The organism is Enterococcus sp. MMGLQ5-1, from assembly GCF_013155265.1.
In the GTDB taxonomy this organism is placed as follows: Bacteria; Bacillota; Bacilli; order Lactobacillales; family Streptococcaceae; genus MMGLQ5-1.
Map to the genome: position 1 here is coordinate 75,096 of NZ_JABJXU010000005.1, position 11,767 is coordinate 86,862.

Annotated in this window: 13 protein-coding genes; 3 read left to right on the forward strand and 10 right to left on the reverse strand. The window is 35.8% G+C overall.

The window, feature by feature from the left end:
- Positions 1–10: 10 nt before the first annotated feature.
- From HOY35_RS06655 to HOY35_RS06665, 3 genes are read right to left on the reverse strand one after another with little or no spacing between them, the layout of a single operon-like run.
- Positions 11–505 carry a hypothetical protein gene (locus HOY35_RS06655; protein ID WP_172211715.1) on the reverse strand — a complete coding sequence of 165 codons (495 nt, stop codon included), beginning with the start codon at positions 503–505 and terminating at the stop codon, positions 11–13.
- A gap of 12 nt (positions 506–517) precedes the next feature.
- Positions 518–880 carry a zinc-ribbon domain-containing protein gene (locus HOY35_RS06660; protein WP_172211713.1) on the reverse strand — a complete coding sequence of 121 codons (363 nt, stop codon included), beginning with the start codon at positions 878–880 and terminating at the stop codon, positions 518–520.
- The gene (locus HOY35_RS06665; RefSeq protein WP_172211711.1) at positions 870–1,103 is read right to left on the reverse strand and encodes a helix-turn-helix transcriptional regulator; all 234 of its coding nucleotides are present in this window, start codon (positions 1,101–1,103) and stop codon (positions 870–872) included. The genes HOY35_RS06660 and HOY35_RS06665 overlap by 11 nt, the downstream gene beginning before the upstream one ends.
- 132 nt (positions 1,104–1,235) lie before the next feature.
- Between HOY35_RS06665 and HOY35_RS06670 the strand changes: the two genes are divergently transcribed.
- Positions 1,236–1,559 (forward strand): helix-turn-helix domain-containing protein, encoded by a 324-nt coding sequence (locus HOY35_RS06670; RefSeq protein ID WP_172211709.1) that lies wholly within the window; start codon positions 1,236–1,238, stop codon positions 1,557–1,559.
- Between the two features lie 14 nt (positions 1,560–1,573).
- Here the strand turns inward: HOY35_RS06670 and HOY35_RS06675 are convergent, their stop codons facing one another.
- A complete protein-coding gene (locus HOY35_RS06675; protein WP_172211707.1) occupies positions 1,574–3,046 on the reverse strand; it encodes a hypothetical protein in 1,473 nt (490 codons plus the stop codon).
- Between the two features lie 79 nt (positions 3,047–3,125).
- Positions 3,126–3,416, reverse strand: a complete 291-nt coding sequence (locus tag HOY35_RS06680; RefSeq protein WP_172211705.1) for a helix-turn-helix domain-containing protein — start codon at positions 3,414–3,416, stop codon at positions 3,126–3,128.
- 193 nt (positions 3,417–3,609) lie between these two features.
- Here HOY35_RS06680 and HOY35_RS06685 point away from each other — a divergent pair, with 193 nt between their 5' ends.
- Positions 3,610–4,212: a helix-turn-helix domain-containing protein gene (locus HOY35_RS06685; protein WP_172211703.1), complete on the forward strand. Its 603-nt coding sequence runs from the start codon at positions 3,610–3,612 to the stop codon at positions 4,210–4,212.
- A 118-nt stretch (positions 4,213–4,330) separates the two neighbouring features.
- Entirely contained in the window at positions 4,331–5,473 is a 1,143-nt protein-coding gene (locus HOY35_RS06690; RefSeq protein WP_172211701.1) for a site-specific integrase, read from the forward strand.
- A 93-nt stretch (positions 5,474–5,566) separates the two neighbouring features.
- Here HOY35_RS06690 and sufB read toward each other — a convergent pair whose 3' ends face one another.
- The 5 genes from sufB to sufC all read right to left on the reverse strand — a co-directional run bounded on the left by sufB (position 5,567) and on the right by sufC (position 11,140).
- Positions 5,567–6,958 carry a Fe-S cluster assembly protein SufB gene (sufB, locus tag HOY35_RS06695; RefSeq protein ID WP_172211699.1) on the reverse strand — a complete coding sequence of 464 codons (1,392 nt, stop codon included), beginning with the start codon at positions 6,956–6,958 and terminating at the stop codon, positions 5,567–5,569.
- Between the two features lie 407 nt (positions 6,959–7,365).
- Positions 7,366–7,827 (reverse strand): Fe-S cluster assembly sulfur transfer protein SufU, encoded by a 462-nt coding sequence (sufU, locus tag HOY35_RS06700; RefSeq protein ID WP_172211697.1) that lies wholly within the window; start codon positions 7,825–7,827, stop codon positions 7,366–7,368.
- Entirely contained in the window at positions 7,814–9,043 is a 1,230-nt protein-coding gene (locus tag HOY35_RS06705) for a cysteine desulfurase (protein WP_172211695.1), read from the reverse strand. Before HOY35_RS06705 ends, sufU begins: the two co-directional genes overlap by 14 nt.
- A 46-nt stretch (positions 9,044–9,089) precedes the next feature.
- Entirely contained in the window at positions 9,090–10,361 is a 1,272-nt protein-coding gene (sufD, locus tag HOY35_RS06710; protein WP_172211693.1) for a Fe-S cluster assembly protein SufD, read from the reverse strand.
- Positions 10,362–10,369: 8 nt separating this feature from the next.
- Positions 10,370–11,140 carry a Fe-S cluster assembly ATPase SufC gene (gene sufC, locus HOY35_RS06715; protein ID WP_172211691.1) on the reverse strand — a complete coding sequence of 257 codons (771 nt, stop codon included), beginning with the start codon at positions 11,138–11,140 and terminating at the stop codon, positions 10,370–10,372.
- Between the last annotated feature and the right edge of the window lie 627 nt (positions 11,141–11,767).

Consider the following 11,767-nt stretch of genomic DNA (forward strand, 5'->3'; position numbering starts at 1 on the left):
TAAAGCGCTCCTAATAAAACTTCTCTGGATTTTTTTCTATATAATCATTGTAAATAATAAATGTCATTGATACAATAGTTTGTCCCGTTTGTATTTTATCCACATCTCGTTCTTCTATACCCATTTTAATTTTTCCAATCCCATCATAAAGAGTTGTATGTGAATCTTTCATAGCTTTAGGGAGATTCTTAGGAGGCTTCATACTGTCAAGTTTCTTCATTTCCTTACCTAAGAAATTTGCAGTATCTTTCATATCACTATCTGAATATACATCAGTTTGTTTGATTTTATCATCGCTATTATTAACTATATCAACCACTTCTTGAACATATTCAGCTTCTGACATATGACCTGAGCTAAAAATCATTGAAAAACAACCTAATAATAACAAGACCCCCACTATCAGTATTATTCTTCTATCTTTTGGATGATGATGCGTTTTGAGAAGCTTTCTTATTGCAATTGCGAAAAAAACAAGACCTATCCCGCCTAATATTTTTGTCATCACTTGACCTCCTCAGTATCCAGATGATAAGCCTAGAAGTGTTCCGAGAATACCACCTGCTACACCTGCAATCATTAAAATAGTCCCATGCTTTTCATCATGCTCTCTATACAAATACCCCATAATAACTCCAATAGCACCAAATAATACAGGAATAAATAGTAGTGAGATGACAACTGAAACCCACCCAGCAATCTTATAAAGATTTCCACTTTGTTTTCCCTTACTAATCTGGGTTTTAACTTCACTGAGCGATTTTTCTATCTTAGGGTTTATTTGTTCTGTATATAACTCCTTATTTTCCTGAGATGCACCACAAGATGGGCAAAACTTTGCTGATTCTTCCATTTTACTGCCACATTTACTACAAAACATTTTCTTTTTCCGCTCCTTTCACATTGAAAACATCATAAAACAACTCATCTAAATCAACTTCTAGTATTTCTGATAACAGCTTCATTTGGTGGGGTTTAGGTATAGTTCTTCCCGTTTCCCATGAACTAATTGACTGTTGAGTGACAGACATCATCTCAGCAATTTCAATTTGAGAATAACCCTTTGCTTCTCTGTACAAACTAAGCCTTCTTTTCTCTTTCATAATCTTCCTCCTCATCATCATTATTATATACGTCGTTTTGTAGTTTATCAACAATAATATGTTGTTAAACGCATTTTTAAAAGTAATAAACAACACTTCGTTGTATAGTATAGATATTGGAGGAACAAGTTAATGAAACAATATGCTAAAGCTATAAGAGAGAACAGAAAAAAATTGGGATGGACACAAAAGCAGTTAGCAGAAAAAATCCATGGTTCTCAACAGGCCATCGCTCGTTGGGAAAATGAAACGACTGAGCCACGAACTGAAAATTTACAAGCACTTTCAAAGGCTCTGGGAGTCCCTCTAAGCCATTTTATCGATGAACAAACAGAGATGGCAGATGAAGAGTTCAACGCTTTGTATCGCTCTTTATCGACCGAAGATAAGGTTAAAACCTTAGACTATATGAGGTTATTAAAAAGGCAAGAAGCGGAACGCAATGAGTTCAAATAAAAGCACCAATCCGATTAGGATAGGTGCTTCTTGTTTTCTATATTGAAATGGTAAATAAAACTATCACCAGTAATATCAATTTTAGTTAGCTCTTCTTTGTTATATAGGTCATTCATTACCTTGATTAGATTTAAAGGCTCATCAGAATTATATGTAATCCCATCATTCTCAGTAAAGTCCAGTTCTCCTAAAATCACTTTGTAGTAGTTAGGAATCCAATTTCCTCTCTGAAATACTCTGGAAGATATAACTTTAACAAAGCCCATTTTCTCTAGTAATCTGATGTTTTTAGCACTTCTTCCAGTATTACTATCATTGCCCATATCTGCTAAAGTTGCGTGAGTACAATAGAATACTCCATCACTACCACTATATTTTTTAGAATGATACAGTAAACTAAAAAGAAGATATCTTAGATTTTTCCTTGGGATAGATAGAATAATATCTAACTCTTGTCTATAAAAAATAATGTCACTAGACTTCATGCTAAATGAATAGTCTACATTATAAACTGTCTCAATTACACGCTTTGTTTCATTTTTTAACCCCTGTAAATCCCATCTTTGATTTATGAATTTTCTTGTATTAGAATTTTTAAAGGTATTTTGAATAACATTGAAGATAAGTTGATGCGTGGTCTCCAAATCATTGCCTTGATACTTTAAGATACGAGATGCGTGAAAGGTAAAAAAATTTCTAGTACTTGATTCTGACAAGTATCCATCTTCAAGAATCTTTCTCACGTATGCATAAATACTTTGATTATTATACTTCTTAGCAGTGATATCTTGATGATGTACTTTCTTTTTCTTGTTAGTAGTTAATTGATGTTTAGTAGTAGTTGAACAATCTTTCAGAACATTTTCTTTGAACTCACTCAAAGATTGAGGTTCTATAGACAAAAAATAATCTATAGGCAATGGTTCTAGTGTTCGATTGTCAACATAGTAACAAAATTCTTCTGTTTTCAAATGAATACCCAACGGTAATTTGACTCCAAGTCCAGTAGTAGGTCTTCTTTCGATGCGATGAATTGTTTCCCCCATCCGTGAAAGGACTTCATAATAGAAGTTTTCAAATTCCCGTTCCCGAATAAACCCATCAAAATAAAGGTCAACATGATAACCCTTCATTCCTGAATACCAAACATGTATATCTTGCATTGAAATACCATAATAGGAGTTAAGCACATCTATCAATTCTATAGTTGTCCATCTTCTATCTCCTTCATCCATAATATCGATATCAAAACATAAAAATTTTGTCAATCCATAAGAACCTAATTTTATTCCTAATGTGTATTCTCCATTTAAATGTTTTCTAACTTTCCACTCATTTAATCGCACTTTATCATCAGTAGTCGTTTTATATATAGCTTTTTCTTCCTTTATCTCTTGATAAAGGTATTCCTTTCTATAACTGATTAAAAGTTTGTCCATTTGTTTTACTACATTATCCTCTATCTGCTTTGTATATTTATTTTCCATACATATCCTCCTATAATTTTTAATAGTTTTCTTTTAACTTCTCTTACTAGTAATAAATAAAGATACTTGTAAGACATAATCAACACTGCCTACTAAGCATAAATTCATCTAAATCTGATTTTTTTATACGCTTAGTACCTTCTATTATTGTTATAGGTAAATCATACTCGTTGATGTATTTAGCTAGAGTATTTCTGGATATTGACAAATAATCACAAGCATCTTTCATAGTTAAAAAACCTGAAAAATGATTGGTAGGATTAGATAAAGTAGTTAACAGACTTTTCAGTTCTAAGAGCTCTTTATTTAAAACTTCTTGGATTGTTCTCTCAAGCAGACTATCCAGAGTAATTTCTTCTATTCTATTCATGGAATGTCCTCCCTTCTATTTTTTAATCATAATAAACACCTCCTCTTTCAATTAATATATAAATTATAACATATTTTCGTAAATAAATCAACACCTATTAGTGATATTTTTTTGGTATTAGTAATTTTTTAAAAACTTTTAGTTGATTTATTCACTTATTAGTGATATTATAGATATTGAAAGGAATGAAGCTATGGAAAAAAATAGTAACTTAAAGGTTGGATTTGCACTTAAACGCATTAGACAGATGAAATCTATTGAAGGAAAAAAATATACACAAGCGATGATGGCTAAAGATTTAGGAGTCGGACAGTCATATATTGGAGGTCTTGAAAACAACACACGAATCCCATCATTCAAAACTTTGACAAAAATTTCAGATGCTTTAGGTATCAGTCTCCGCAACTTAATTGATTTATGCGAATACCAGCGTCTTACAGAACTATATTGCCATCCAAGTAAAGATGAAAGGCACGACCTATTATCTTCAGAGGAGTTATATAAAATAGGCACACCTGAAGCTTTTGCTTTTAGGGATGTTAGTAAATCTTTCGATTTCGAAAATCTTAATTTTAAATTAGGAGAATTTTTAGATAATATTGATGTAAAAAAGAAGATATATGAGGGAGAAAATTTTCCTTATATAGACTCAACTAATTTATCAGATGTTATATCTAAGGGAATTGATAAACAAAAAAACATTTTCTTTAATAACCAAAAATTGACCGATGGACAGATATTAGGTCTTAATCACTATTTAGAAGCAATTACAAATCAGAAAAATGGAGGTGTTTAAGATGGAGCGATATTAAGCCGTAACATCTTGGACTAAACAGAAACTAAAAACTAGATTTACTCCTACTATTGCTCCCAATAGACTATATCTATTGACCAATATTTAGGAGGAAAAAGAATTGGCAAAAGTAACAAAATATAAAAAAAATAATGGTCAAGTAGCATGGATGTTCAAAGGACATGTAGCCACTGATCCGCGAACTGGAGAAAAAGTAAATACCACACGTAGAGGCTTTAAAACTAGGCAAGATGCAAAAAAATCACTTGATGAACTAGCATACGAGATAAAGTACGGGGTCAAGAAGAAAGCTTCTGATATGACTTTCGAGGACTTGTATGAAGAATGGATAACCCATCAACGATCAAGTGTTAAACCTTCGACAGTAGCTATATCTGTTAGGTTTGCTAAAAATCAAATACTACCTGAGTTTGGTAAGTTGAAGTTAACGGATATTTCTGTCCCATACTGTCAGAAAGTCTTAAGCAAATGGCATGCAAAATATAAGATGTGGGATTCTATTCGAAAACAGACTGGACAAATTTTATCCTATGGCGTTTCTATGGAATATATTGATAGTAACCCTATGAGAAAAACAATGCGTCCTAAACATAAAGAGTATGAGGAAAAACGAAAGTTCTATACTAAGGATGAATTGAATACCTTGCTAAATGCATTCAAGGACTTTGGAAACACTAAGCAATATGCTTTCTTCAGATTACTAGCATATACTGGGATGAGAAAAAGCGAAGTTCTTGCATTACAGTGGAAAGATATTGATATGTTTAATAAGGAACTGCATGTTAACAAAACAGTTGCGATTGATGAACATAAGAATATCATAATTCAAACGCCTAAAACCAAAGCCTCAAGAAGAACGATTTCTCTTGATAAAGGGACTCTAGCAATCTTAAATGACTGGAAGTTGCAACAAAGAACTGAATATCTTAAACTAGGCTATAATACGAGCTCAGAAGAGCAATATGTTTTTACAACACTTAAAAACACGCTATACATTCCAAACACTGTGAATGATTGGTTAAGATATATTTTGAAAAAGTATAACTTACCTCGTATTACGCCTCATGGGTTCAGACATACCCATGCTAGTTTGCTATTAGAAGCTGGAGAATCTGTTAAGGTAGTTCAACAACGATTAGGGCATGAAAATAGTAAAGTGACGTTAGACATCTACGCACATATTACTAACAACGCACCTAAAAAAACGGGTCAAGAGTTTGCTGATATGATGGCTAATCAATAAAAAGCTGGTCAAAAGCTGGTCATTTCTAATATCCAGTAAAACAAAAAAACCAAGAACATTGATTTAACAACGCTCTTGGCTTATAAGGAAGGTTTAACCTACACTGCCTTCCATCTCATACGAAATCAATCGATTCAATTCAACAGCATATTCCATCGGTAATTCTTTAGTAAATGGTTCGACAAAGCCCATAACAATCATTTCAGTGGCTTCACTTTCTGATAAACCACGACTCATCAGATAATAAAGCTGCTCTTCTGAAATTTTTGAAACCTTCGCCTCATGCTCTAAAGCAACCTGTGAATTATGAATTTCATTAAAAGGAATTGTATCTGACTTAGAAATATCATCCATAATAATCGTATCACACTCAATATGTGAAGCTGATTTGATACTTGGTTTATTAAATGTTACCTGTCCACGGTAGTTTACCGCGCCACCATCTTTGGAGATTGACTTAGAAACGATTGAGCTTGAGGTGTGAGGGGCATTATGAATCATTTTAGCACCCGTGTCCTGCTCTTGACCTTTACCAGCAAAAGCGATTGATAGCATCGTACCACGTGCACCTGCACCATCTAAGTAAACTGCTGGATACTTCATTGTGGCTTTCGCCCCTAAATTCCCGTCAATCCATTCGACTGTTGCATCTTCTAATGCCTGAGCTCTTTTAGTCACTAAGTTATAAACATTATCTGACCAGTTTTGAATGGTTGTATAACGTGTATAGCCACCCTTTAAGGTGAAAATTTCAACAATTGCCGCATGCAAGCTATTAGATGAATAGGTCGGTGCTGTACAGCCTTCAACATAATGGACACTTGCACCTTCATCAACAATGATTAAGGTACGTTCAAACTGCCCAGTATTTTCAGCATTGATACGGAAATAGGTCTGCAACGGTGTATCAACCTTCACACCCTTTGGTACATAAATAAATGTGCCACCAGACCAAACAGCTGAATTTAATGCTGCCAGCTTATTGTCAGTTGGCGGTACTAATTTCGCAAAATATTGTTTAAATAAATCAGGATATTCCTTTAAAGCAGAGTCAGTATCCGTAAAGATAATACCTAGCTTTTCAAATTCGTCCTTCATATTGTGATAAACAACTTCTGATTCATATTGCGCTGAAGCGCCCGCTAGATACGCACGTTCTGCTTCTGGAATCCCGATTTTTTCAAAGGTATCTTTGATTTTATCTGGTACATCATCCCAGTCGCGTGCCGCCTTATCACTGGCTCTTTGGAAATATTTAATTTTATCAAAATCAATCTCAGATAAATCTGCCCCCCATGATGGCATTGGCATTTTATGAAACGCTTCTAACGATTTTAAACGAAACTCCAACATCCATTCTGGTTCTTCTTTTGCTTTAGAAATTTCACGGACGACTTCTTCAGTTAAACCTGTACCTGTACTATAAATCGGTTCAACATCATCGTGAAATCCAAATTGATATTCTTCTAATTCTGGTACACCCATCTGGAGCCTCCTTTTGTTATTTAATTTATTCTATCGATACTTACTCACTATCATACTACGATAAACCTATTTTAGAAACCGAAGTGCTTAATCATGATAGGCCAAACCGGATGCGCCGGTATTGTATTTACTCTCTAGTGCCTTCTTTAAGGCGTTCCGCGTCAGAAGAAACACCGGGATTGTGACAAAAGTCCTAACCCCTTTTTGAATTGTTCGTAATTTACGGGAGACAATACGACAACGACTAGGAAAATAGACAAATTTCCGAATATTTGCAAGCAAATGCCATCAATTTCCTAATTTTCTACATCGTTAAACGTCTTTTGTCCCACCTCCTTTGTTCCTCTTCCTTTTCCCATAAAAATTTACATTCCTATGGGGCCCAGTTGGAACGCAAGCTCTAATAATTAGTGACAGGTCAACCCCGATGTCCCGGTATTATCTTCACTCTCTAGTGCCTTCTTTAAGGCGTTCCAGCTTAGGGTTGCACATTTAATTCGCGCTGGAAACTTAGAAACACCAGAAAGAAAGGCTGCATCACCAAGTGCATCAGTATTTTCAACAGCCTGCCCCTGTACTAATTCTGAAAAGGCTTCTGAAAGCTCTGCCACCTCTTCAATTGTTTTACCTAATACCGCATCGGTCATCATTGAAGCAGACGCAGTAGAGATTGAACAACCTGAGCCATCAAAGGCGATATCCTTAATTCGTCCGTCAGCGACTTCAACACTCAAATGAATCACATCACCACAGGTTGGATTATTCAAAATTAAAGGTGTCGCACCTTCCAAAGTACCATGATGATGTGGATGTGCAGAATGATCTAAAATTACTGCGCGATATAAGCTATCTAATTTAGTTAGTGCCATCTTTAAAAAACTCCTTTGTTGCCAAAATTGCTTCAATTAATTTATCACAATCTGCCTTGGTATTATAAAAATAGAAGCTGGCACGTGCTGTTGCTGGAATGCCCAAATATTCAATCAAAGGCTGAGCACAATGATGTCCTGCTCGAACTGCAACGCCCTCCATATCTAATGCCGTTGCGACATCATGAGGGTGTATTTTATCTAAATTAAAAGCAATTACTGCAGTATGCTCAGAAGGATCTTTTGGTCCATAAATTTCAAGACCTTCAATTGCTTGTAATTTAGGCAGTACATAATCTACAAGCTCTTGTTCATACTGATGGATATTTTCAATGCCTAATTCTTCAAGATAATCAATCGCTGCACCAAGCGCAATCGCATCTGCGATATTAGGTGTCCCTGCTTCAAATTTCCATGGTAAATCTGTCCATGTAGATTCAAATTGGTGGACAAAATCAATCATTTCACCACCAAATTCAACAGGTGAGATTGCCTTTAATATTGATTCCTTACCATACAGAACGCCAATACCAGTAGGACCACACAATTTATGACCCGAAAATGCAAAGAAATCCGCATCTAAATCCTGAACATCTACTTTAGTATGTGGGGTTGACTGTGCACCGTCAACGACAATAATGCCACCCTTTTGATGCACATAAGCTGCCAATTCTTTAATCGGATTTGTAGTACCAAGGACATTTGACGACTGCGTAATCGCTAAAATTTTAGTATTCTCAGTGATTACTTCATAAGCCTGTTCTAAATCAAGCTTACCATCTTTCAAATAGACATATTTTAAAGTCGCACCTGTTTTTTTAGCGACCTGCTGCCAAGGTACAATATTTGAATGATGCTCCATGATTGAAATCACGATTTCATCGCCAGCCTTTAAGGTCGAGCCATAGCTCTGCGCGACCCAATTAAGACCAGTTGTTGTCCCACGGGTCAATAAAACCTCTTTGGTAGAGCTGGCATTAATAAAGCCTCTGACCTTTTCTCTAGCTGCCTCATAGGCATGAGTTGCTCGCTCGGCTAGCGTATGCACGCCACGATGCACATTCGCATTATCATTTTCATAATAATGAACTAAGGCATCGATTACCTGCTTTGGTTTTTGAGTCGTTGCTGCATTATCCAAATAAACAAGGGGTTCGTCATTGACCTCTTGAAATAAAATTGGAAAATCATCACGAATCTGATTCGTTATGGTCATAAACTACACCCTTTCATTTCATACTTTCAACCATAAGCTAAGCTCGTTATCTTTTACGTAGCTTACCTTCAATCACTTCAATGAATTCTTCTTGAACATCGCGTAATGGAATTGCCGTAATCACTGCACCTAAGAAACCACGAATTACAAGACGCTCAGCTTCCTGTTTGGCAATCCCACGACTCATTAGGTAGTATAAATCTTCTGGATCAACCTGACCAATAGAAGCTGCGTGACCAGCAGTGACTTCATTTTCATCGATTAATAAAATTGGATTTGCATCGCTTCTGGCCTTATCTGAAAGCATTAAAACTCGGCTTTCCTGTTGTGCATCAGCACCCTTAGCGCCACGAATAATATGACCGATTCCGTTAAATGTTAAGGTTCCCGCTTCTAAAATAACACCGTGCTGCAAAATATGTCCAACCGAATGTTGACCAAAATTCGTAACACGTGTGTCTACACCTTGCACTTGTTTGCCAGCAGAGATACCAACTGCCTTTAATTCAGCATGTGAGCCATCACCAACTAAATCCGAATCAAAGTCGGCAATCACATTGCCATCATTCATCACACCAATTGCCCAATCAATTGAGGCATCATTTAAGAGATGACCACGACGTGAGATAAAGGTTGTCAAGTTTTCACCGAGGCGATCAATTGCTGAAAACTTAACCTGTGCGCCACGTTTGGCAATTACTTCTACTACAATATTAGCAGAGGTTTGAGCAGTGCTTTCACCCACAGTTTGAAATCTTTCCAAATACCTAATTGATGCATTTTCATCAGCAACAATTAAAACATGTTTATTAAACGGTACTTTAGAATCACCATTTTGATAAAAAATTGCTTCAATCGGCTGTTTAATTTCAACATTTTTGGGGATATAAAGAAAAGTGCCGCTATTAAAGTAAGCTTGATGCCAAGCCGCCATCTTATCTTCACCCGCTTTTAATGCAGTCGTCATAAAGTACTCTTTGACCAAGGCTTCGTGCTCTATCATCGCTGTATGAATGTCAGTATAAATAACACCCTGATCAATCAAAGCCTGTGGTAGCTGCTCTAAGACTGTCTGTGTGCCCTCTTGAACAATTAAGGGATTATTGGATAATTGGTTAAAATCCGCAACATTACCTGTTGCTGCCTCTTCTTCATCAAAGTTAGTTTCAAATAGATGCCAACGATGGTAGCGTACACGCTCAATAACCGGCAAATCTAGTGAATCAATTGCTTCAAAGGCTTTTTGGCGCTTTTCTTGCATCCACGCCGGTTCACCCTTAATCGCAGAAAAGGCTTGAATATTTGTTAAGTTTGACATATTTTCGCCTACCCTTCTTCTACGTATTCAATTCCTAATTCTTTACTAATTTCAACATAGCCTTCAGCCTCTAAGCGCTTGGCAAGATCAGCACCACCTGTTTTAACAACCTTACCTTCCATCATAATATGCACCACATCAGGCGTAATATAGTTTAGTAATCTTTGGTAATGGGTAATAATTAATGCGCCAAAATTTTCACCACGCATCGCATTTACACCCTTAGAAACCACCTTCAAAGCATCAATATCCAATCCTGAGTCAATTTCATCTAAAATTGCAAATGATGGCTCAAGCATCAACAGCTGAAGAATTTCATTACGCTTCTTCTCACCGCCAGAAAAGCCTTCATTGAGATAGCGCTCAGCCATTTCCTCAGGCATATTTAAAATATCCATTTTTTCATCTAATTTTTTGATAAAATCTAATACAGAGATTTTGTCATCTTCGTCACGCTTGGCATTAATTGCAGCTCGAATAAAATCAGCATTAGTAATACCTGGAATTTCAGAAGGATATTGCATTGCTAAAAAGAGACCTGCACGTGCACGTTCATCAACTTCCCATTCCAAAATATTTTCACCATCAAGCAAAATTTCACCTTGAGTAACTTCATAATTAGGATTGCCCATAATCGCAGCCGATAAAGTTGATTTACCAGTTCCATTAGGTCCCATAATCGCATGAATCTCACCTGTCTTCATGGTAAGATTAACACCCTTCAAAATTTCTTTTTCTTCGATTCTTACATGTAAATCTTTAATTTCTAATACAGACATAGCTTCCTCCTACTTATTATCATGACTAATTCTATCATATCACTTAATGAAAACCATTATCAATCAAAGCGCCTTATTATAACAAAAATCTCGTTACTTTTTTTTGATAAATAATTTTTGATTACTGAACAAATTATTGGTAAATCTCATAGGCAAATAAAACTGCAAAAATGTTTAATTTTTTGAACTACGTTTTTAAAGCGCCCCTTGGTTGCTTGTAATGAATTGCCTCACAAAAATGAAAGATTTTGCGGTTTTGGCAAAGACACTAAGCAAAGTCGAAAGGGTTGCCTTTCAGCGTAGCGTGTGTTTTTGTCTCATCGTTTGATACATACATAGTATATGAATACGCAGTATTCTTCCGACGCAGTCGGAAATAAAACATGATACAAATTTTGTGAGATGAGGCGGAAGAACGCAGTGAACAAAGAATTAGAAGCCTTTTTAGCTAATCAAACATCACAACTCTAACAACTTTAATTCAAGCTATACCGATAAATAGATTATATATCTAACGTCTAATTCTATTGAACGAAGTTGCTTCCGACGATGCCGACTAATCTAGCTTCAACGGCTTGACAACATGCTCCCGAGTCAAAATTTGACGTGTCAAAGAATGACACTTTC

Bases quoted from the DNA above. Each gene is read 5' to 3' on its own strand.
- sufD (WP_172211693.1), bottom strand. From the start codon at position 10,361: ATGTCAAACTTAACAAATATTCAAGCCTTTTCTGCGATTAAGGGTGAA.
- HOY35_RS06655 (WP_172211715.1), bottom strand. From the start codon at position 505: ATGACAAAAATATTAGGCGGGATAGGTCTTGTTTTTTTCGCAATTGCA.
- HOY35_RS06705 (WP_172211695.1), bottom strand. From the start codon at position 9,043: ATGACCATAACGAATCAGATTCGTGATGATTTTCCAATTTTATTTCAA.
- HOY35_RS06685 (WP_172211703.1), top strand. From the start codon at position 3,610: ATGGAAAAAAATAGTAACTTAAAGGTTGGATTTGCACTTAAACGCATT.
- HOY35_RS06670 (WP_172211709.1), top strand. From the start codon at position 1,236: ATGAAACAATATGCTAAAGCTATAAGAGAGAACAGAAAAAAATTGGGA.
- sufU (WP_172211697.1), bottom strand. From the start codon at position 7,827: ATGGCACTAACTAAATTAGATAGCTTATATCGCGCAGTAATTTTAGAT.
- HOY35_RS06680 (WP_172211705.1), bottom strand. From the start codon at position 3,416: ATGAATAGAATAGAAGAAATTACTCTGGATAGTCTGCTTGAGAGAACA.
- HOY35_RS06660 (WP_172211713.1), bottom strand. From the start codon at position 880: ATGTTTTGTAGTAAATGTGGCAGTAAAATGGAAGAATCAGCAAAGTTT.
- sufC (WP_172211691.1), bottom strand. From the start codon at position 11,140: ATGTCTGTATTAGAAATTAAAGATTTACATGTAAGAATCGAAGAAAAA.
- HOY35_RS06665 (WP_172211711.1), bottom strand. From the start codon at position 1,103: ATGAAAGAGAAAAGAAGGCTTAGTTTGTACAGAGAAGCAAAGGGTTAT.
- HOY35_RS06675 (WP_172211707.1), bottom strand. From the start codon at position 3,046: ATGGAAAATAAATATACAAAGCAGATAGAGGATAATGTAGTAAAACAA.
- sufB (WP_172211699.1), bottom strand. From the start codon at position 6,958: ATGGGTGTACCAGAATTAGAAGAATATCAATTTGGATTTCACGATGAT.